The organism is Gottschalkiaceae bacterium SANA (assembly GCA_036323355.1).
In the GTDB taxonomy this organism is placed as follows: Bacteria; Bacillota; Clostridia; order Tissierellales; family GPF-1; genus GPF-1.
Genome location: AP028876.1, coordinates 776869 through 798384, shown reverse-complemented (window position 1 = coordinate 798384; position 21516 = coordinate 776869). Strand labels below are relative to the sequence as shown.

The window sequence follows — 21516 nt, the reverse complement described above, 5'->3', positions numbered from 1 at the left end:
TAACTTATGTAAACATTGCTTAACACTTACTCCTTCGTTTTCTTCCACAGTGCCGTTCGGCTAATCCCTAAAATTTTTGCAATCTCTGTTTTATTGTGCCCGGCTCGAAGCAACATGTCGATCACTTCCGTTTCCACCCGCTGTTGAATTTCACGGATTGAAATGACACCCTCTTCCACAACTTTTGCCTGCGTCTTGGTCTGATCAAGATTCAAAGATCCCAATAAGGCATAACGCTGAGCCGCATTGCGCAGCTCCCGCACATTTCCTGGCCAATCATAGGCCATCAATTGCGATTCTACTCCCTCTAGGCTTCGATCTGTCTTCATTTCTTCTAAAAACCGTTCAAACATACGTGGAATATCCGCCTTACGATCCCGAAGCGGTGGAATCATTAATTCCAACACATCGAGACGATAAAATAAATCGGCACGAAATTGTCCCTGTGCAACATTTTGCTTTAAAGAAACATCAGAAGCAGCAATGATCCGAACATCGAGGGGAATTACATAATCCGACCCAATCCGCATCACCTCTCGTTCCTCTAACACACGTAAGAGTTTTACCTGCAGCCCAGGTGTAATGCTATTAATTTCATCTAAAAAGATGGTTCCTCCATGGGCCAATTCAAAAAGTCCTGGTTTTCCCCCTTTTCTCGCTCCCGTAAAAGCACCCTCTTCATATCCAAATAACTCGCTTTCCAAGAGAGTCTCCGTCAATGCCGCACAATTCACGGCAACAAAAGGTGCGTGACTCCGCCTGCTTACATTATGAATGCTTTGGGCGTAAACCTCTTTTCCAACCCCACTTTCCCCATAGATCAAAATGGTCCCCTCGGTTTTTGCCATGGCCTTGGCCGCTTGGCGACAAGAAAGGCTGACCGGATCCACGGCAATCATATCCCTAAAGGTAAGCTTGGCAATCAAACCTCGTTTATTCAGCTGAAAGCGAATTTTCTTTTCTAACATCTGCAAATGTGTAATGTCTTGAAAGGTGCACAGCACGCCTTTAATCTGCTCGTCAACAAAAATCAAGGTCGCATTGACGCTTACAATTAGATCTGCATGTAGCACACGGATCGATTCCGTAATGGACTGACCTGTTGTTAGCGCATCATGTAAAAAAGCAAGCTCTGGCAACACCTCTAAAATAGAATGATTAACAACATCGACCCTTTCCCTTTTTAACAATAGACGGGCTCGCTCATTAAAAATGGATACCACGCCCGTCTCATCCACAGCAAGAACCGCATCATGAACCTTTTCCAACATATTTTCCACCAATTCAGAACGTACCATTTCCCGTTCCAATTTGCCTATCAATTGCTTAGCAGAATGAACTGTCTCGCGAATGGACTCTTCCGAGGCATTAACAAAAATGGAATCGAATCCATAAACTGGGGCCAAGGTGTGACTCAAGCCGCCGCCCACAAAAGTAACCGATTCTCCCCGACTGGCGTAGCTTTGGATAATCGGTTCCACCTCTTCCGGATTATGATAGTACTCTACCTGTACCGGAACAGACAGATCCAAAATCGCTTCCCATTCCTCAAAAGAAAAAGCAATATGATCTCGCTGAATAAAGACAATTTTCTTTCCCAGGCGTTCCGCTTCCTTCAAGGAAAAGATAATGTCTGTCGCTGTAATCTTCAATCGAATAACAGGAACAGATACGCTTTTGACAACCCATTCATAGGCGCCAGAACGGGCAATCAATACTCGTGCACCTTGGCGCACCATTTCTTTGGCCTGCACCGCAAGTCTGCCCTCTTCATACACTTCAATCCGAATTTCTTCCCGAGCCAACTCCCCGGGATAACATTGTGCAATCCGCTGCTTCAACGCTTCGCTGTTTGCGATAATCCCCAATCGTCCCTTCATCCGCTCCTCCTAAAAAGCAAATAATCGATCCAAAGCAAGTTTTACCCCGTCTTCTTCATGATCAGCCGTCTGCCAATCCGCCGCTTTCCTTGCCGCATCTGTCGCATTGCCCATGGCAACCCCAACCCCAGCCTGTTTCAACGCTTCTACATCGTTATTATGGTCCCCCATAAAGATAATTTCCTCCATGGTGATTCCATAATAGTCTGCAATTACTTTCAAGCCGTCAGCCTTTGTTACGTCATGGTGCATCACATCAATCGCACCCGGCATGGAATCAATAACCTCGAGTCCCTTCAACTGGCGAAGTTTTTCGAACCTTCGTTTTTTCTCTTTCTCATCCGCACAAAAAATCAATAATTTATAGATCAGTTCTTCCTGGAACAAGTTTTTAAAGTCTGGACGAATCTGAATATCAACCTGGTCTTCCGGTGCCAATTTTCGATTTCGTTCAATCCATTTTTTCATGGTGAATTTAACCGATGGCAACCACAGGGTTAAATCCGTATAGGCCAAGTAATAGGCCTTCTCCCCTTCGAGAATCGCCACAGCCCGATCTAGATCATCTTTCTCAATTGCATGGGATGCAAGTATATTCCCGTTCTTAGGCTCCATCACCAATGCGCCATTACAGCAAACGATGGGCTCATCCAAACCCAGTTGATTGTAATAGAGCCGCATGGCTGATGCTGATCGCCCTGAAGCCAAAACGATTTTAACACCCTGCTTGCGCAATTCCAGCAGTCTTTTTTGATTTGGAGCTGAGATTTTTTTCTTTTTATCCAATAACGTTCCGTCTAAATCCAATGCGATTACCTTCATCAATCAATCTCCCCCCATTTGTTGTATTCAGTGTACCATAGAAATTTCCAAATCGGTTCTTTTCATTGACAAACAAGTCGATTATACTTATGATAGTAAGGATGAAATTTTGAAGGAGGCTGAATCATGAAAAACGTAAAATTATTGGATCACCCGCTTCTGCAACATAAATTAACACACCTGCGGATGAAGGAAACCGGCTCTAAAGAGTTCCGTGAACTTGTACGCGAGGTGGCTATGCTAATGGCATACGAAGTAACTCGTGATTTTCCATTGGAAGATATCGAAATTGAAACACCCGTTTCAACAACAACTTCAAAAGTTGTAAGTGGCAAAAAAGTTGCCATCGTTCCCATCTTGCGTGCTGGATTAGGTATGGTTGATGGCGTATTAGAATTAATTCCTGTTGCAAAGGTAGGTCACATCGGTCTATATCGCAACGAAGAAACCTTGGAGCCAGTAGAATACTACTGCAAATTACCGCAAGACATTACCAAGCGTACAGTGATTATCACTGAGCCTATGTTGGCAACCGGTGGTTCTGTCGTTGCAGCCGTAGATTTGTTGAAAAAACGCGGTATTACCGACATCAAAATTATGTGTCTGGTTTGCTCACAACAAGGTCTTGATGTTGTGATCAAACATCATCCAGATATCGAAATCTTCACAACTGCCATTGATGAGCATCTAAATGAAGTCGGCTACATCACGCCAGGCCTTGGCGATGCAGGAGACCGAATCTTCGGCACAAAATAAATAACGAGATCTCCGCAAGAATAAACTTGCGGAGATCTTTTTTATTGAACAAATAAAATGATTGCCTACTTCACTTTCCAATAATCCCCAAAATCATCAAAATTCCAAAAATCACAATCAACCCGCCCGATACTTGGTGGAAACGATAAACCTTTTCACCCCAAATAATTTTTGACCGTGCCGCCAAAATTCGATAAACGACAAATTCACTCTTTACACTTGCGCAGATCAACAGGAACAGCCCTGCCGCAATCATCAAACTACCCCAAAATATATTCACAATCATTTCTCCTTTCTTCTCACTAGCACTTGCATCTATTATAAAATTCTAATTCCGACTTACTTTTCTATAAAAATCGATCAAGTGCTTGTAAAACGCCAGGACCATCATTTACATTCATACAATAATCCGCTGCTTCTTTTGCTGCTTTCGTCGCATTCCCCATAGCAATGCCTAGACCTGCAAAACGAATCATTTCCCGGTCATTGTCATTGTCCCCCATGGCGAGGATTTCTTCCGGCCGCATACCCAACGCCTTACCAACCACTTCCAAAGCTTTCCCCTTGTCACAATCAGCAGGACCAATATCCAGTCCCAATGCAAAAGAAGAAACCGTATCAATCCCCTCCATCTGTTCAATTACATCAGCAACTTCATCCAGCTTCTCTTGACTGCTCGATCGCGCTAAAATCTTATAAACAGGGTGATATTCTTCCCTCGCCCACAAAAGCGGATCCTCTACAAGTCGAATCTGCATTTGCCATTCCTTAGGCAAATCTATATTTTCGCACTTCCATCGTTTCACCCCAAAAGCCAACCGCTTCGCATAGATACAATGAAGACCATAATATTGATAAAACACCCCCAGTGCACTGAGCTTTTCTATCACGTCAATAAAGTCCTCTTTCGAAAACGCAGCACCCTTTATTATCCGATCTTGATCCGGCTGATAAATCACACCACCATTGCATCCAATAAATGGCGTATCTAATCCCAATTCGTAATAATAACGCTTGGCGGATTCAAAGGTTCGACCCGTAGCCAATATAATTGAAATGCCCTGCTTTCTTAAGTCAATCAATCGCGCTTTTGTCTGCTCAGGGATCTTTCGATTCCCATCCAAAAGCGTTCCATCCAGATCCAACGCTAGCAATTTAATCATCGAACTCCCTCCTATTCTTATCATAATCGTTTGATTTTTTTTATGCAAAGGGTAAAAAAAATGCGATAATGCCTATCAGATTTTTCACAATAATCAAATATTTGGATGAAAAAATCCTTTTCCTGTAACACGCCTGTAATAATAGCCGTTATTTCATCTGCTTGTAATATTCCCTTTCTTGACTTTTGGGTAGGAGTCTCATAGTATATGCAAGTACTAAAATTTGAGAGGGGGAACAAAAGATGAGAAAAAGATTACTCTTCATCTTACTTGTTACCATCTTGATCACTGCTATCTTCTCCCCGGCATTTGCTTCAACACATACAAATCCGGATCGAGAAACCATTGAACAAAAAATCGAAGAAGTCGCACTGCGTCGAGGAATTCCAAGTGTCATTATGAAATCCATCGCCCGTGTCGAATCCAGCTTTACACAATTCACATCAAACGGAAGACCCTTTATATCATCAACCAATGATATCGGGGTTATGCAGATCAACGATCGATCCAGTTTCGATCGTGATATGTTGAAATATGACATCGATTACAATATCGAAGTTGGAGCCAATATCCTACTATATAAATGGGATTATGTAAAAAACACACTTCCATCTATTGGTGACATGGATCCAAATGTATTAGAGAATTGGTATTTTGTCCTTTGGGCTTATAATGGTTGGTCAAAGGTCAACAACCCTAACACAGGGTATAAAAATTTAGCATATCAGGAACAAGTATTTTTAATGGCGGACCGCGAGTATAATCAACCCGTAACCGTTATCGATCGAGGTCAACTGCCGTCCTCTGGACTTCCGTCCAAAAATGGTCAGTATGAAACACCAACACCAAGTCATACTGGCGATATTTTGCTCTATGAATATGGTGATCGTTTGGTTTCCTATTCATGGACAAAGATTGATCTTTATGATGGACCAAGCGGCAAAAAAATTGCGAAACTTTCACCCAGCACAGAAATGGTCGTCATTGGTGCTCCGGTTCTGATGAACGGATACTATTGGGAACCCGTTCGCGGGCTCAACGATCCCTTCGAGGGTTGGGTACTTCGTAACTGGGTTGAAAAAACTGGTGATTATCAAATGGGTGTTTATTCCGATGTGACTGATCCCGTTTTGCAAAACCAATTGCGAGTCCTGGGTACTGAGGGCATCATGCAAGGCTACGAAGATCTCTTTCAACCCCTTGAATTCTTGCACCAGGAAGAATTAGCTGTTATCCTTACCCGTGCATTTGCAATCGAGTCAGAAGAATCTCATGACATTAACATGGTTGCCGTATCCGATTGGGCGCAAGATTCAGTTTCCCAAGTCGTCAATGCCGGTCTAATGACCCTTGATGAAGGCAGCTTCAATGGCGAACACTTGGTAACCCAAGAAGAGTTCTTAGGAACGATTATCAAGCTAACAGAGAGCGGTGCTGCATTCAGAGGTCTTGATGAAACACGTGTTGATCCCTCTACTTTGCCAGTCAATCTACCTGTCGATCTATTCGTCTATATGACCAGAGAAGACACGGCTCGATTGATTTACAACTTGTTTACCGAGAATCAAAATCTTTATTCATAAGTATTGACATCGGAAACCAGCCGTGTTACGATACAAAACAATAACAGAAATAGGAGATGAAGCTCTCCTGAGTTTACTCAAACCGCGACAATGCTAATGGCTTCTGCAGAAATTCTGCAGAAGTCTTTTTTATTTGGAGGAGAACAACATATGGCAATATCTTTAGCACTTATTATTACACTTGGCATGCTTGCCAACTTCTTATTTGAAAAAATCAAATTACCAGGACTCTTGGGCATGCTTCTTGTAGGGGTCGCGATCGGTCCCTATGGCTTGAATCTAATGGAGCCGGAAATCATGGCCGTATCGGCGGACCTTAGGAAAATCGCCTTGATTGTCATCCTGCTTCGAGCGGGACTTGGATTGAAAAAGGAAACCCTGCAAAAGGTTGGGTTAAATGCGATTCGCATGTCTTTCATCCCCTGCCTCTTAGAGGGCTTTACGATCATGTACTTCGCTCACCTCTTCTTCGGTATCTCTTTTGCCGAAGCCGGCATTTTAGGCTTCACCCTGGCAGCCGTTTCTCCGGCCGTCATCGTACCATCCATGCTGCAACTAATCGATAGTGGCAAGGGTTCCGACAAGGGCCTTCCAACTATGATCTTAGCCGGTGCCTCAGTGGATGATGTTTTTGCCATCACTTTTTTCTCATCCATGATTTCCATGTACTTCAGCCAGAATATTTCCATTGGAAATCAACTGATCCGCATACCCATTTCCATATTTTTTGGTATTCTCCTGGGGTATCTGGTAGGGACTTTTTTCACTTATCTCTTTCAAAAAATACATATGAGAGATACAAAAAAGACCTTGTTGCTTCTTGGTGCAGCGGTATTCATGACAGGATTTGAAGATTTCCTGGCTGACAAAATTGAGATCGCAGCACTCTTAGGCGTTATGACCGTCGGATTCATTCTATTGGAAAAATATCCAAAGGTATCCAAACGTCTCTCCGTTAAACTAAATAAGATCTGGGTTTTCGCTGAGATCATACTTTTTGTCCTCGTGGGTGCCCAGGTCAATATTTCTGTTGCAAGCCAGTCTTTGGGCATCGGCCTTCTTTTGATCCTTCTTGGCTTAATCGCAAGAAGCATCGGCGTTTTACTCTCCATTACAGGCTCAGGCTACACGCCGGGTGAAAAACTGTTCTGTGTTGTCGCCTATTGGCCCAAAGCAACGGTACAAGCCGCCATCGGCTCTGTTCCCTTAACCATGGGGGTTGCCCACGGTGAATCGTTTCTGGCCATCGCTGTATTGGCCATTCTCGTTACCGCCCCTTTAGGTGCTATTGGTATTCGCATAATTGGCGAAAAAGTATTACAATAGAAAAGGAATCCGAAGAACGGATTCCCTTAATTAGTTTGGATGGTGGTCGGATTGCCCTCCGCCCGCCTTTCCATATTATTCCCACACAGTGCTTGCCCGCACTGTGCTGCTCCCTTCTACCCGAAGGGAGCTTTTCCTTTGTTTACTCTCTTACTTTCACCATTTGACTCGCAGCTTCAACGGCTTCCAATACCTTGTCAAAGCTTCCGCCAATTTCAGCTTCCACCCCACCTACGACTGCTCCCTCAACAATGGGACCATTGGCTATAGCAGCGGGTTGAACATCTGGAAGCATTTCCATGGCCAATTGTGCGCTCATTACTGCACTTCCTAGGTCCACAAGCAGAATAACACCGTCGCCCTGATTGGCTTGTTCCATGGCGCCCATAATCAAATCCATTTCCGTTCCAATTCTACCGTCCGAGGTACCTCCAGCCGGGAAAATCGGGATATTTGGTGCCATTTGCTTCACTAAATCTATGACCCCTGAAGCAATTTTTTCACTATGGGAAATTACAACCATTCCTACCATACTAGCTCCTTTACACGAGGAAATCGCGAATGACTGTCAAAATCACCAAACTAGAGGTTGCACCCGGATCTTGATGACCAATACTTCGTTCGCCCAAGTAACTGGCTCGGCCCTTGGTTGCAATAATGGTTTTGGTGTATTCCACACCCGCTTCCGCAGCTTGAACTGCTTCAGTAAAACAAACCTTCGCTTCCTTTCCGGCCTCTAAGCATTCTTTCAACGCCTCATAGGCTGGAACCAAAGAATCCAACATGGTCTTTTCTCCAGTTGTTGCCTTTCCCAGTTTCATTACGCCTTGAATCGCGGCGTCCATCATCAAAATTGCATCTTCAACGCCAACTTCTTCTTTGCCTTTGATAGCATCTCCAGCTTTCATAAAGGCTGTTCCATACAAAGGTCCTGCTGCGCCCCCTACAGTCGATACCAAGGTCATACCCGTCTGCTTCATGCACATCGATACATCATCCGGCATAGACGGTATCTTCTCCAACACCTTTGTGAATCCACGATCCATGTTAATCCCATGATCGCCGTCACCAATGACTTGATCCAAATCGGTTAGAAATTGACGATTTTCTTTCATCTTCTCTGCAATTTCCTCTAATAATTTTTTGAATACTTGACCGTCCATAAGCCCCTCCGTTCTTCTGTCTAGATTTTCAATCCAACTGTATTCGCCGGTTCATTCAATAAGGCTTCCAATTCATCATCAAGTTTCAAGATGCTGATCGCACCACCTTGCATTTCAAGGGAAGTCATATAGTCACCAACCAAAGTCTTTTTCACAGCGATGCCTTTTTCCTTCATCACTTCTCCAACACGACGATTTAAAATATAAAGTTCGCTAACTGGGGTTCCACCACAGCCATTCACCATAACCGCAACCTTGTCACCCTTGCCCATTGGCATATCTTCAAAAATTTTAGCCAATAGCAAATCAACAATTTCGTCCGCTGGCATCATTTTTGATTTATGTGTTCCTGGCTCGCCATGAATTCCCAAGCCAACTTCCATTTCGTCTTCTTCCAATGAGAACCCTGGCTTTCCAGCTGCAGGCACCGTACATGCCGATAAAGCAACACCCATGGTACGCACATTAGCAATTGCCTTCTCGGCAACTCGCTTCACTTCAGCCAACTCAGCACCCTGTTCTGCCATGGCACCGGCTACCTTATGAACAAATACCGTTCCTGCAACACCGCGTCGACCGGTCGTATACAGACTATCCATAACAGCAACATCATCATTCACAACAACCTTATCAACCTTGATACCTTCCATTTCGGCCATATCTGCTGCCATTTCAAAGTTCAATACGTCGCCAGTATAATTTTTGATGACTAGCAAGACGCCTTTGCCAGCATCTACTGCCTTCACCGCTTCAAATACTTGATCCGGTGTAGGTGATGTAAACATTGCCCCTGCTACTGCGCCATCCAACATACCTGTGCCAACATATCCACCATGAGCAGGCTCATGGCCACTACCGCCACCAGAAACCAAAGCAACCTTGCCTTGCTTCTTGTCCGCTCTAACCAAAACATTGAAGCCATCTAGCTTCCGCAAAAGATCGCCATGGGCCATTTCCATGCCTTCCAGCATTTCCACTTCTACATTTTCCGGTTTGTTAATTAACTTTTTCACGTATTTCCCTCCTTTTATTTAACATCCTTTTCGCTAAAAAAGGACATAATTCGAACCAATTATCTCGTTCTCCTCATCTCCCTAGATACTTATAATTTATCAAATATTCAGTAATCTTTCAACTTTTTTTGCAATCGTTTACATAAATTGAGAAGAAGAACCCTTTATGATACAGTATACCCATTCATTTCAGGAAATAGGAGGTTATTATTGATAATATAGAAAAAAGTCGACTCAATTATGGAAATGGATTTGCCAAATAGCAACATGTTCTTCTATTTTGAAGCAATGCCCTGAGCACAACAGAAAAAAAATATGAAAGTTGACAAATGATAGATACATCCAATATCATAAAGGCACATTTCAAATATCACACTTGGCTTATTTCCAAGAAGCCTTGCGCAAACAAGTGCGAAAGGATCCGCTTATGAAAATGCAACGAAATGGCAAAAAGCTATTAAGTTATGAGGAAATCATCAAGATTTGCCCAGCCTCACTTAGAGATAAATTGGAGAAAATATCCTTTTCACCCGATGATTATTTAATGAAACAAAATGATATAAACCATTGGGTTTTTATCCTCTTAAGCGGCGAGGCTCAAGCCTATTCTGAAACCAAAACTGGACTTCGCCACGTACGGTATATTCATCATGCCGGTGAAGTCGTTGGAGAAATCGAAGCGATCACTAATGATCCAATTATTTGTTCTGTTGTTGCCACTTCAACTGGAGAAGCTATTAAAGTCAGTCAGGAATCCTATTTGGAATGGATACGAACAGACTCAGAATTTGCCATGTTCGTCATCGGGCAGTTAGCCGAAAGTCTAGCTATTATGTCAGCCTATACCTCTATGAACATGCAATACTCTTTAAAGCAAAGGCTGATGCAGTTCTTTTTGCAAAAACATCAGCAATTTGGAAACCCTTTCTATGTCGACAAGAAACTGACAGCCGATCTCTTTGGATGTCATTTGAGAAGCGTCAATCGCATAGTCAAGGAATTGGAATCCAAAAATTTGCTGGGTTATGAAAAAGGACGATTTCAAATCCCCGATATCAATAAATTTAAAGACGCCTTGGACCACCAAGAATAATGGTGAGCCAGGCGTCTTTTCTTTTTAGTCCTTACTTTTCAACCAAATCTTGTAACGTCAGTTTCGCTTTCGAAAACGCAACTTCATTGCTGTTGCAGACATCCCGCACCAAGTCTCCTTTGGAATCATAGTCACCGATCACTGAAACGATCTCCTCTTCCGAAAGACCAAGACCAAATAAATCAGCCACGGTTGTATTCCCTTTCACCAAAGGCTCTACATGTTCTTCTTCAACCGTATTTTCATTCTCATATACAATCGGAATCTCTGATTCCATGATCGGAATTTGCTCCGCTTCTTCCAAAGTGAGTTTTCCTTCCTTCACAAGAAAATCGATCGTATGTGGAAAGAGCGCCTCTTCTCCAGTTCGTTCATAAGGCAGTCCCGTATAGCGTGCCACAAAAAGCCGCACTGAAGACGTTCCTAATTCAAAATCGTCCTCAGAAGCATACGTTTCTTCCAACCGTTTCAACTGAAACTCGGCTGCATTCTCCTCGATAAAGAAAGCCTCGGCTAGCACTTCCACAGAAATCGGAAAGGCATTGGCAATATCCGAAAGGGTGTAAGAACCCCGAATATCAGCCGGATCCGCCTCCCCAACAAACTCCCCAGTCTGAATCTTCACAGGCACCTTGGACGACTCCGTTTTCCACAGCCCCAAAGTGTCACTGACAAAGACGCCCCCGAACAAGATGACAACAACAAGAATCGCTATGCTTTTCTGATTAAGCTTCATCCTTAATCCCTCCCAACAATTGAACAGTTTCTGGAATGGGACAGGCGGCTTCCGATGTGCATTCCATGCAGCTAATACATCTTAAATCGCGGACCTTTCCCGATGTCGATACTTCAATCCCCATGGGACAAACCGAATCGCATTGTTTGCAATCGACACAGGTCTTGGCATTTCTTCGAATCGTAAAGATACGAAATTTATTGCTAATTCCCAAAAAAGCACCATATGGGCATGCGTATCGACACCATGGTCGTTCCACAATCAGAGAAAGTCCAAGAACCGTTAGTAAAATAATGATTGCCGAAATCGCAACCTCTCCCGTCCAAAATTGAAATAAGGCAAAGTATGGGTCTACTGTAGAGAATACCAAATCAAACGACAAAGCCGTCACAACAAGAACCCAAGCCAAAACACCATACCGGATCCATCCCAAAAGGCGATCTGCCTTCTTGGGAATTAGACGATTGTATGACTTTCCGAAAATCTTCCGTCCAAGTTTTCCAACCCATTCCTGAATTGATCCCAGCGGGCAGACCCAGCCGCAAAATGCCGGTCCAACCAGAACACTAAGAAATAGAACGAGCCCCATCAGAACCAAGGATGATTCATGAATCTTTTTGATCATAGCCCCATCCGTTATATATGTATACAAGGTGACAACCCCACCAAATGGACAGATTGCATGGAGCGATGCATTTGACAACCAGGCAATGCCGCCCCCAGATTCTGCCAAGCCATGATTCACCGCAATTGCCGCAATAAAAAGAAAAAAACCAATTTGTACCCACCGTCTAGTCTTCATAAAAACCTCCTTATTCTACCAATATACTCGAAGTGTGTGGCAGTCATGTGACAAAAAAGCCACTTCAAAAATGAAGTGGCATCTAACAACAAAAATAGACCTTCTAACAAAAAACATATTTCATAATCTGATAATACAATTCTTCCCGTACCTGCTTGCTAACCATGCCCCCATAGGGAATTTTTCGAACAAAGCTAGACATGTCAGACGTTTTTCTCGTTTCATAGCGATCACACACCAGACGATAAAACTGACTAAAGTCATAAATTTCAAAGCGAGGAATTTCAAGTTGCGCAGCCACATGGTCCAAAAGACGAATGACAATTTCATCGTAATCGGCGGTTGCATCCACTTCCAAATAACGAGCAATCATGGGAACCACTTTTTCTAAAAGCAGTCGTTTCGCTGGCATATCCTCGTCAAGACCCATCTCCTCTGCAATACTTTGAATCACTTCGTCATCAAGGGCAAATAACGTATCCAAAATCTCACTCGCACTTTTGTCCATCCGCAAATAATATTGGTCGCCCCGTAATTTTTGGAAATGGCGATAGACGTCATAATAGCCCAATTGCAAGTTGTGCTTCGTTTTTTCTTGGGTGAAATCAAAAGTTCCCCCTAAATCTTCTCTTGGCGCAATTTCAATCATATTAGCACGGTTCGAATCATACCGCTGTTTCATGCCCAAGCCAAAAATGCGAAGTGCAATAATATTCACATAACCACGACGAAGCAATAGGTTGATCGGCAGATTGTCAAACATGCCCCCATCTGTAAACCATTTTCCCACCAAGGGTTCGTTCTTAAAGGCAGGATGATTGGCACTCGCCAATACATACTCCGTTATTTGGCCCGGTGGGATTTCATTTTTGTATAATTCCATCCCCTTAAAATCCGTTAGCGAAATCGTAACCAAACCAAAATCTACAGGTGACTGTCTAAGCTTTTCTTCATCAATATAATCTGCAACCAAAGCTCTAAGGGGTGCCGTATCCACCCCGCCATCCTTAATTAGTTTGGCAAGTCTGGACCGAATGGTTTTCCAATCTTCTCTCTCCAGTTGCAAATTCATTAATTTCTGATACTCCGCATCAGTCATATCCACAACCATTGAAGGTTTCATATTTTCCCACAATTCGTATGCACGTTTAAAATCACCTTGGGCAATCATTGCCCCATTCAATGCACCGACAGAGGTTCCCGCTACCGCTTCAAATTCAAATCCCAGTTCATAGAGGGCTTTTACCGCACCCATTTGATAGGCACCTTTTGCGCCTCCTCCTTCTAATGCCAATGCATATCGCATGTCTATTCCCCCTGCTTTTCTATGGGTAGCCATGCCAATACCCGTTGAATATTTCGATCCCAGAAATCCCACTCGTGCGCACCGGGCTCTTCAAATACCTTGGCTTGAATATCTTGCAACTCTAATCCTTCAAGAAAATGCAAGTGACTTGGATATAAAAAGTCCTCCGTACCACATAGTACAAATAACTCCGGCAATTCACTGCGTTTTTTCGCTTGCTTCATTAGTGTAAATAAATCATTGGGACTTCCTTCGAATCGATCTAAGTCTCCAAAAATATTTTCCATTTCTGGACGTATCGCCTCCATTTCCGGGGCATTTTGGGTAATCTGATATTGATAATACAGATCCACAGCACCAGAGAGACTCGCTGCATAACTAAATTTGTCCGGGCATCCCAATGCCCATTTCATGGCACCATAACCGCCCATGGAAAGACCAGCGACAAATCGATCTTCTCTTTTCTTTGATAAGGGAAAATAGTATTCCATCATGGTCGGCAATTCTTCTGAAAGAAAAGTCCAATACGGATATCCAACCGCCATATCGGTATAAAAACTTCGGTGAACCTCCGGCATAACAATAGCAACCTTATACGCCGACGCATACCGCTCGATCGCTGTTTTTCTACACCAAGAACTATAATTTCCAGAAAGTCCATGCAATAAATATAAAGTGGGCAATTCTGCCGGCAAGGTTTCTACCCCATCCGGAAGAATGACGTTCACAGACATCTCAAGATCCAATATCTTCGAGTCAATCTGGCAATGAATTAAAGCCATTTTTCTTCCTCCTCGTTAATTTTCTTCTTTTTTTTAGTATAGCAGATTGGCGGAGTGGAACCAAAATGAACGAAAACTTGCACAAAATATCAAAATGCAAGTAGCGTTTGTTGCACATTCATTATGAAAACATTTTCATGATGGGAATTTCAGCCACTTTATCGAAATAAAGCAGACTCAACCCATTGAAATCACTATATTAATGCATGTTTTCTTGCAATATTTACCTTTGACTAATGATTCAGAAAGCTTTATAATAATGCAATAAGAATAAAATTTCTTGCATGGAGGGAAAAATGGGAAAAACTTTAGCCTACAAAATTTTAGAAAAAAATTGTCTAGCTGGCACACTTGCACAGGGAGAAGAGCTCTCCATTCGCGTTAACCAAACCTTGACTCAAGATTCAACAGGAACCATGGTTTATTTACAATTAGAAGCCATGGGTATTGATTCCATTCAAACCGACCGCTCCGTTGCCTACATTGACCACAATACCCTGCAAGCTGGTTTTGAAAATGCAGACGATCACCTTTTTATACAAACTGCAGCTGCCAAGTACGGTATTGTCTTCTCAAAGCCCGGAAATGGAATCTGTCATCAATTGCACCTGGAACGTTTTGGAAAACCCGGCCAGGTCTTAATCGGATCCGACAGCCATACGCCAACTGGCGGTGGAATCGGCATGATTGCCATCGGTTCCGGCGGATTGGATGTTGCCGTTGCTATGGCCAAGGGCAGCTACCCAATGAAAGCCCCAAAGGTCTACGAGGTGAACCTGATCGGCAGCTTGCCGCCATGGTCTTCCGCCAAAGACGTCATTCTTGAAGTGCTTCGCAACCTGAGTGTAAAGGGTGGCGTTGGTTATATTATTGAATACACGGGCAGTGGCGTAAAATCGCTATCCGTTACTGATCGTGCAACGATTACCAATATGGGCGCTGAATTGGGTGCAACCACATCTATCTTCCCTTCAGACGAGCAAACCCTTGATTTTCTTACTCGTCAGGGACGCGCAGAAGACTATCAAGCACTAACTGCCGATGAAGACGCCGTATACGACGCGCGTTTGGAAATCGATCTATCCACCTTGGTTCCCATGGTAGCAAAGCCCCATAGCCCGGATGCCGTTGCAAGGCTTTCGGAAATTGCCGGCATGAAAGTGGATCAAGTTGCCATCGGAAGTTGTACAAACTCTTCCTATACCGACTTAATGAAAGTAGCCGCAATTTTAAAAGGCAAGAGTGTTCATCCAAATGTCAGCTTTGTCATTTCTCCAGGATCCAGCAACATTCTCAAAATGATGAGCGATAATGGTGCTCTCGGCGATTTAATCGCTGCAGGAGCGCGCGTCTTAGAAGCAGCTTGTGGGCCATGCATCGGTATGGGGCAAGCGCCAAAGAGCGGTGCCATCTCCCTTCGTACCTTCAACCGTAACTTTCAAGGGCGATGTGGAACCATGGATGCGGATGTCTACCTTGTCAGTCCAGAGACTGCGGCAATCGCAGCCATCACAGGTCAAGTTACCCTTCCAGACGAATATGGCATGGAGGCGCCAACCATCGTCTTGCCGGAGACCTTTGCGAATTTTGAAAACTACTTGATCTATCCACCAGAGGATCGAAGCGGATTGTCTGTTGTGATGGGCCCGAATATCAAACCATTCCCACTTAGCGGAGACCTTCCTGAAAATCTAACGGGATCCCTGTTATTAAAAACAGGCGACAATATTACTACGGATGACATTATGCCATCCAACGCGAAGCTTTTGCCGTTCCGCTCAAATATTCCAGAATTGTCGAAGTACTGCTTCGGCACCCTGATTCCAGATTTTAAAATGAAAGCGGAAGCTGCAGGCGGCGGATTCGTCATCGGTGGTGACAATTACGGCCAGGGCTCGTCACGTGAACACGCGGCCCTTGTGCCCCTTTATCTGGGCGTCAAGGCTGTCATCGCTAAATCATTTGCACGCATTCACAAGAAAAACCTGATCAACGCAGGGATTATTCCACTAGTCTTTGTTGATCCGGCGGATTACGATCGTTTTAACGAGACGGATGAATTAAAGTTCAATGCCATTCACGACGCTTTGGCAAGCCATGCATCCTTCGAACTCATCAACGAAACACAAGGATTTTCATGCCAGGTAGCCTTTGAAGGCTCCGCACGGGATGTCCAAGTCCTGATGATTGGCGGCACCTTGAATTTCACGAAAAAGGAGATCTTATCATGAATCGAGTAACCTTTATTCCAGGCGACGGAATTGGACCCGAAGTCGCCAAGGCAGCAAAAGAAATTATTGATGCAAGTGGTGTAGCCATTGAATGGGAAACTGTGAATGCCGGGGAAGCCGTTTTTCAAGAAACAGGCGTCCTCGTTCCCGACGAAGTCTATAAAAGCATCGAAAAAAATCGAGTTGCCTTAAAGGGGCCCATCACAACCCCTGTCGGCAGCGGCTTTCGAAGCATCAACGTGCATTTAAGAAACCGATATGATCTCTATGCCAATATCCGCCCCATCATCAGCTTACAGGGCGAACGAGCCCGCTATCCTGATTTGGATCTTGTTATTTTCCGGGAAAATACAGAAGGACTTTATATCGGTGATGAAGAGTTTCTGGATGCCGATACGGTTATCGCTAGAAAAAGAATCACCCGAAAGGGATCGACTCGAATTATGGAAAGCGCATTTGCCTATGCCGCAGCAAATGGACGAAAAAAAGTAACCGTTGCCCATAAGGCAAATATCCTAAAAGACACCGATGGGCTCTTTTTAACTTGTGCCCGTGCCATCGCAGAAAAATATCCCAATATCGAATATGAAGAAGTGATCATCGACAATATGTGCATGCAATTGGTCATCAATCCTTATCAATTCGATGTGGTTGCCACCATGAACCTCTATGGTGACATTCTTTCTGATCTTTGTGCAGGCTTAGTCGGCGGATTGGGCTTGGTTCCAGGTGCCAATATTGGAGAAGATATCGCTATCTTTGAAGCCGTTCACGGCAGCGCGCCGAAAATGGCCGGCAAAAATACAGCCGACCCCGTGGCATTGATCCTCTCAGGCGCCAGCCTATTGGACTATTTAGGAGAAACTGAAGCCGCAAAAAAAGTAAGAGATGCCGTTGCTGCCATTGTCAAAGAGGGCGTTCACGTCACCAAGGATTTGGGCGGTACAGCATCAACAACAGAGATGACCGCAGCAATCATCAATAAAATGCAGGGGAGGTGATCGAATGAAGAATGATTTCTTCGAATACCTAACAGATTTAGCCACAAAAAACAATCATATACCTGACATTGATTTTGATCGATACAATATCAAGCGAGGGCTCCGAAATGCCAATGGCACGGGTGTTCTCGTCGGTTTAACAGAAATCGGCAACGTTGATGGCTACGATATCATCAATAAAACTAAGGTTCCCAAAGAAGGACGCCTATTCTACCGCGGCATCGATATCTTCGATTTAGTCGATGGATTTCAAACTGAAAATCGTCGCGGGTTTGAGGAAACTGCCTTCCTGCTTCTTTTCGGCAAATTGCCGACAAAAGAAGAGTTGGTAAAGTTCAATGCCATTCTCGATGAAAGAAGAGATCTGCCATCTGGCTTTACGGATTCCATGATCATTGGCATTCCATCGAAAAACGTCATGAATAAACTACAGCGAAGCACCCTGGTGCTCTACTCCTATGATGACAACCCGGATGATCTAAGCATGCGAAATTTGATGGAACAAAGCCTCAATCTAATCGCCAAATTCCCAACCATTATCTCTTATGGCTATCAATCAAAAGCCCGTGCCTTTGAGGGAAAAAGCCTCTATATCCATCCACCGAAAAAAAATGCAGGAACCGCAGAAAATATTCTTCATATGAGCCGTTCCAATAATGAATACACGGTTCTAGAAGCAGAAACATTAGATTTGCTTTTGGTAATTATGGCAGAGCACGGCGGAGGCAATAACTCGACCTTCGCCACCCATGTAGTTGCCTCTACTGGCACGGATACCTACTCAGCCGTCGCCACAGCCGTCGGCTCTCTCAAGGGGCCCAAGCATGGCGGTGCAAACCTAAAGGTCTGCAAGATGATTCAAGCCATCAAGAATGAGGTGGAAGACTGGCACGATCCCGCACAATTACGCCTATACCTGGAACGTTTACTTAACAAAGAGGCTTTCGACAAAAAGGGCTTAATTTATGGGATGGGCCACGCGGTCTACACCAAGTCTGACCCCCGCTCCGTCCTCCTTCAAAGAAAGGCCAGGGAACTCGCCATTGAAAAAGGACGAGTAAAAGAATTTGAGCTTTACGCTCATATCGAATCCATTACTCGAGCGCTCTTTTACGAAAAGCGAGGACCTCATGCCCACATCGCAGCCAATGTGGATTTATATTCAGGATTTGTTTTGGAGATGCTGGGGATTCCAGAAGATCTTTACACCCCTATCTTTGCCACAAGTCGAATTGCTGGTTGGTGCGCCCACCGCTTGGAACAACTGGTCAGTGACGAAAAAATTATTCGACCCGCATACAAAACGGTCAATGAATTGCACCACTACCATCCACTGAAAGAACGGAAATAAAAAAAGACATCCTCGGATGTCTTTTTTTGCTTGATCAATGATTTTTTAGTGGTTCCCGATCTCTTCCATGCGACCATACAAAGATATGAAAGGCCAGTGAAACCACAAGCATGACAGGAATTAAGAAAAAAGTTCGATAGGCTGTAATCTGATCATTCAACACTCCAACAACAATCCCAGTAAACATATTAATAAAAGAAATACTCGTCAACACAAGACTCGTCGCCCGCATCGATTGAGTCGGAAATAACGATTGTGCCAAAAGTAAGCTGGTTGGATAATTAATGGACAAGAAGAGCCCAGCACCCGCAATCAAAAATAAGCCTTGCTCCTTCAGCAGAATTCCTGTTACCGTAAGTGCGCATGCCGCTGCTAAAGAGCAGACAAGGGTTTTTTGTGTCCCAAACCGTCCTGCAACAAATCCACCAATCAACCGCCCAATGGCATGCAAAGCCAAATAGTAGAACAAGAGGTTTGCCGCTTGATTGACTTCAAAGGAAAATCCCTCCACCATATAATTGCTAAACCATTGTCCAATCGTCGTCTCCGCAACGATGGAAGCCGAAAAGGCACCGATCACACCCAGCAAGAGAGGGTTTTTAAGTGATAAACTCCCTTCCGTTTTCCCATGGGCTTGCACCCGATTCTGCTTGGTTGGATAGCTTGCAAAAAGATTAAATCCGACAAGGCCGATCAATCCAAGCGAGGTCAACAAATAGATTTTAGGCCAAGCAAAACCCCTTCCAAGCAATTGTCCGATGGATTTTGACATGGTCATAGCACCCAAACTATAGCAAAAATGCAAAAGATTCATCAATAACGCCGAATTGCGTACCGGGATCAAAGGAACCATGGTATTCAACCCAAAAACCAAGGGTGCAATAAAAATCGACTGGCCCACAAATAAAACTGCAAAAGCAAAGGATGACTCTACGCGCCAAATCCCAAGCGCAACAAGTGCCAGGCCAAACAAACTTCCAACAATCATCTTCTTGTGACCCAATTTCTCACAAATTTTTCCCGAAAAATAGGTCATAATGGTAAAAGAAAGACTCGAAGCAAATACCAGGCTGCCCATGATCGTATTCCCAATTTCAAACGTCTGTTTAAAGGCTGGAATCAAGATGTTTTTCGGGCTATCAAACAAGGCAAAAAATACCATTGTCCCCAATAAAAGCAAGGCTAGTTTTCTTGGATTTCGATTTAGTTTCTGCTGCATACCTTCCTCCCAATTGTTCAACTAGTTGCAGTATAGCAGAAACAGTTCTGTTTGCAATCCCTCAAAATAAAAAAAGGCAGATTTCTCTGCCTATTTTTCACCATCTAAAATTTCCAATATTTCTCTCGAATCTTCCAACAGCCAATCCGGTTGTTCGACTTCAAGTACTTGTCTGTCATTATACCCCCAAACCACGGAAGCAATATGCACACCCGACGCACGAGCCGAATGAATATCTCGCACCTCGTCTCCCACATATAGAATTTCCTCGGGAGACAACTTATATTTTTTCATAATACGCTTTACCTTCGACTGTTTGTTAAACAGAGATGCCGCCAATACAAATTCGAAGATTTCAATATTCTTATGCTTTAAAAATCGCAATACATTTTTCTTTGTGTTGGACGTAATAATTCCAAGAAGGATCTCTCTTTTCCTCAAGTCATCCAAAAACTCCGGAAAATGCTCCTCACAAAATTGAACTTCATGCATATTATGACGAAGTAATTTTTGCCCTCTCCGTAGAATAAAGGGAAACTGGCGTGCTGAAATCTCAATGTATTCCATAATCTCTTTAAAATGCATCTTCTTGATTTCGGTTAATTCTTCTCGGGTAATTTTTTTAAAGTTATATCGTTCTGCTAATTCATTGGAGATGTGAAACGCAAAATGTTCCGTATCCGCAATTGTACCGTCAAAATCAAAAATGATGCATCGAATCGCTGAACTTTTTCTTTCCATCGTCACTCCCCCTCAGCCGTATCTTTAATTATACCATTTTTTACGGCTTTTCGTCATCTTCTCTGTCTAATTTACTCGCTTTTAACAAGAAGAAGATAATTGGCTTGCGCTTCTTTTACCATGGATGTCCAAAGTGATTCTAGATCTGATCCGTCAAGAACCGGTACCTTTTCCGATACGGAAAATCCGATCAATTCCTGCTGCCACTTTTGGATCGATTCTCCATCTGTGCCTGTCAGGTTTTCAAATCCCAAAAATGATTCCTCAATTGGATCAACTTCAATCAAAACCTGGTAAGGTTCATTCTCATATGCAAATTCAAGGATCTGAACAATCTTTGCCGCAAGGCCATCTTCACTTACCATATACGTACGAATCAAATGATCTGACTCCAAGGTGATTTGCGTAAACTCTTGCCCCTCTTCCACACGATCTTGCATCACACTTGCGTACTCGTCCGAACACCCCGTCATCAATAAAACAAACAACAAAATACCCAAGACACCAATCCTTTTTTTCATAGAACTCTCCTTCTTTTCACAAACCTG

Annotated in this window: 21 protein-coding genes and 1 riboswitch; of the genes, 7 read left to right on the top strand and 14 right to left on the bottom strand. The window is 43.6% G+C overall.

From position 1 onward, the window contains the following. Positions 1-26 precede the first annotated feature (26 nt). Positions 27-1880 (bottom strand): sigma 54-interacting transcriptional regulator, encoded by a 1854-nt coding sequence (locus tag AC25CA_RS03930; protein WP_486815742.1) that lies wholly within the window; start codon positions 1878-1880, stop codon positions 27-29. Between the two features lie 9 nt (positions 1881-1889). Beyond that, positions 1890-2702, bottom strand: coding sequence for an HAD family hydrolase (locus tag AC25CA_RS03925; RefSeq protein ID WP_486815741.1), 813 nt, complete (start codon positions 2700-2702; stop codon positions 1890-1892). A gap of 126 nt (positions 2703-2828) precedes the next feature. Here AC25CA_RS03925 and upp point away from each other — a divergent pair, with 126 nt between their 5' ends. Next, the gene (upp, locus tag AC25CA_RS03920; RefSeq protein ID WP_486815740.1) at positions 2829-3458 is read left to right on the top strand and encodes a uracil phosphoribosyltransferase; all 630 of its coding nucleotides are present in this window, start codon (positions 2829-2831) and stop codon (positions 3456-3458) included. A gap of 70 nt (positions 3459-3528) precedes the next feature. Here the strand turns inward: upp and AC25CA_RS03915 are convergent, their stop codons facing one another. Then, positions 3529-3738, bottom strand: a complete 210-nt coding sequence (locus tag AC25CA_RS03915; RefSeq protein WP_486815739.1) for a hypothetical protein — start codon at positions 3736-3738, stop codon at positions 3529-3531. A 67-nt stretch (positions 3739-3805) separates the two neighbouring features. Continuing rightward, positions 3806-4621, bottom strand: coding sequence for a Cof-type HAD-IIB family hydrolase (locus AC25CA_RS03910; RefSeq protein ID WP_486815738.1), 816 nt, complete (start codon positions 4619-4621; stop codon positions 3806-3808). Positions 4622-4863: 242 nt separating this feature from the next. Here AC25CA_RS03910 and AC25CA_RS03905 point away from each other — a divergent pair, with 242 nt between their 5' ends. Continuing rightward, on the top strand, positions 4864-6204 hold the full coding sequence (locus AC25CA_RS03905; protein ID WP_486815737.1) for a transglycosylase SLT domain-containing protein: 1341 nt from the start codon (positions 4864-4866) through the stop codon (positions 6202-6204). A 43-nt stretch (positions 6205-6247) separates the two neighbouring features. Further along, a riboswitch (Fluoride riboswitch) is annotated at positions 6248-6317 on the top strand. A 37-nt stretch (positions 6318-6354) separates the two neighbouring features. Beyond that, positions 6355-7530 (top strand): cation:proton antiporter, encoded by a 1176-nt coding sequence (locus AC25CA_RS03900; RefSeq protein WP_486815736.1) that lies wholly within the window; start codon positions 6355-6357, stop codon positions 7528-7530. Positions 7531-7672: 142 nt separating this feature from the next. Here the strand turns inward: AC25CA_RS03900 and dhaM are convergent, their stop codons facing one another. The 3 genes from dhaM to dhaK are packed head-to-tail and all read right to left on the bottom strand — an operon-like array spanning position 7673 to position 9706. After that, positions 7673-8062: a dihydroxyacetone kinase phosphoryl donor subunit DhaM gene (gene dhaM / locus AC25CA_RS03895; RefSeq protein ID WP_486815735.1), complete on the bottom strand. Its 390-nt coding sequence runs from the start codon at positions 8060-8062 to the stop codon at positions 7673-7675. 10 nt (positions 8063-8072) lie between these two features. Beyond that, on the bottom strand, positions 8073-8693 hold the full coding sequence (gene dhaL, locus AC25CA_RS03890; RefSeq protein WP_486815734.1) for a dihydroxyacetone kinase subunit DhaL: 621 nt from the start codon (positions 8691-8693) through the stop codon (positions 8073-8075). 20 nt (positions 8694-8713) lie between these two features. Then, a complete protein-coding gene (gene dhaK / locus AC25CA_RS03885) occupies positions 8714-9706 on the bottom strand; it encodes a dihydroxyacetone kinase subunit DhaK (RefSeq protein WP_486815733.1) in 993 nt (330 codons plus the stop codon). Positions 9707-10133: 427 nt separating this feature from the next. Here dhaK and AC25CA_RS03880 point away from each other — a divergent pair, with 427 nt between their 5' ends. Next, positions 10134-10799: a Crp/Fnr family transcriptional regulator gene (locus AC25CA_RS03880; RefSeq protein WP_486815732.1), complete on the top strand. Its 666-nt coding sequence runs from the start codon at positions 10134-10136 to the stop codon at positions 10797-10799. Positions 10800-10830: 31 nt separating this feature from the next. On the opposite strand, the gene AC25CA_RS03875 is transcribed toward AC25CA_RS03880, so the two are convergent. The 4 genes from AC25CA_RS03875 to AC25CA_RS03860 all read right to left on the bottom strand — a co-directional run bounded on the left by AC25CA_RS03875 (position 10831) and on the right by AC25CA_RS03860 (position 14425). Then, a complete protein-coding gene (locus tag AC25CA_RS03875; RefSeq protein ID WP_486815731.1) occupies positions 10831-11535 on the bottom strand; it encodes a hypothetical protein in 705 nt (234 codons plus the stop codon). Next, a complete protein-coding gene (locus AC25CA_RS03870) occupies positions 11525-12337 on the bottom strand; it encodes a 4Fe-4S binding protein (RefSeq protein WP_486815730.1) in 813 nt (270 codons plus the stop codon). The genes AC25CA_RS03875 and AC25CA_RS03870 overlap by 11 nt, the downstream gene beginning before the upstream one ends. Before the next feature lie 103 nt (positions 12338-12440). Continuing rightward, positions 12441-13643, bottom strand: a complete 1203-nt coding sequence (locus tag AC25CA_RS03865) for a patatin-like phospholipase family protein (protein WP_486815729.1) — start codon at positions 13641-13643, stop codon at positions 12441-12443. Positions 13644-13645: 2 nt separating this feature from the next. Continuing rightward, a complete protein-coding gene (locus AC25CA_RS03860; RefSeq protein ID WP_486815728.1) occupies positions 13646-14425 on the bottom strand; it encodes an alpha/beta hydrolase in 780 nt (259 codons plus the stop codon). Positions 14426-14721: 296 nt separating this feature from the next. On the opposite strand from AC25CA_RS03860, the gene AC25CA_RS03855 reads away from it, so the two are divergent. Genes AC25CA_RS03855 through AC25CA_RS03845 form a run of 3 tightly spaced genes read left to right on the top strand, consistent with a single transcriptional unit; the run spans position 14722 to position 19008 of the window. Continuing rightward, positions 14722-16656, top strand: coding sequence for an aconitate hydratase (locus tag AC25CA_RS03855; RefSeq protein ID WP_486815727.1), 1935 nt, complete (start codon positions 14722-14724; stop codon positions 16654-16656). Then, positions 16653-17657 (top strand): isocitrate/isopropylmalate dehydrogenase family protein, encoded by a 1005-nt coding sequence (locus AC25CA_RS03850; protein WP_486815726.1) that lies wholly within the window; start codon positions 16653-16655, stop codon positions 17655-17657. The genes AC25CA_RS03855 and AC25CA_RS03850 overlap by 4 nt, the downstream gene beginning before the upstream one ends. Positions 17658-17661: 4 nt before the next feature. Continuing rightward, the gene (locus AC25CA_RS03845) at positions 17662-19008 is read left to right on the top strand and encodes a citrate/2-methylcitrate synthase (protein ID WP_486815725.1); all 1347 of its coding nucleotides are present in this window, start codon (positions 17662-17664) and stop codon (positions 19006-19008) included. A 34-nt stretch (positions 19009-19042) separates the two neighbouring features. On the opposite strand, the gene AC25CA_RS03840 is transcribed toward AC25CA_RS03845, so the two are convergent. The 3 genes from AC25CA_RS03840 to AC25CA_RS03830 all read right to left on the bottom strand — a co-directional run bounded on the left by AC25CA_RS03840 (position 19043) and on the right by AC25CA_RS03830 (position 21489). Continuing rightward, complete coding sequence (locus tag AC25CA_RS03840) at positions 19043-20227, bottom strand: MFS transporter (RefSeq protein ID WP_486815724.1); 1185 nt, start codon at positions 20225-20227, stop codon at positions 19043-19045. Between the two features lie 90 nt (positions 20228-20317). Further along, complete coding sequence (locus AC25CA_RS03835) at positions 20318-20968, bottom strand: HAD-IA family hydrolase (RefSeq protein WP_486815723.1); 651 nt, start codon at positions 20966-20968, stop codon at positions 20318-20320. A gap of 71 nt (positions 20969-21039) precedes the next feature. Beyond that, positions 21040-21489: a hypothetical protein gene (locus tag AC25CA_RS03830; RefSeq protein ID WP_486815722.1), complete on the bottom strand. Its 450-nt coding sequence runs from the start codon at positions 21487-21489 to the stop codon at positions 21040-21042. Positions 21490-21516 lie beyond the last annotated feature (27 nt).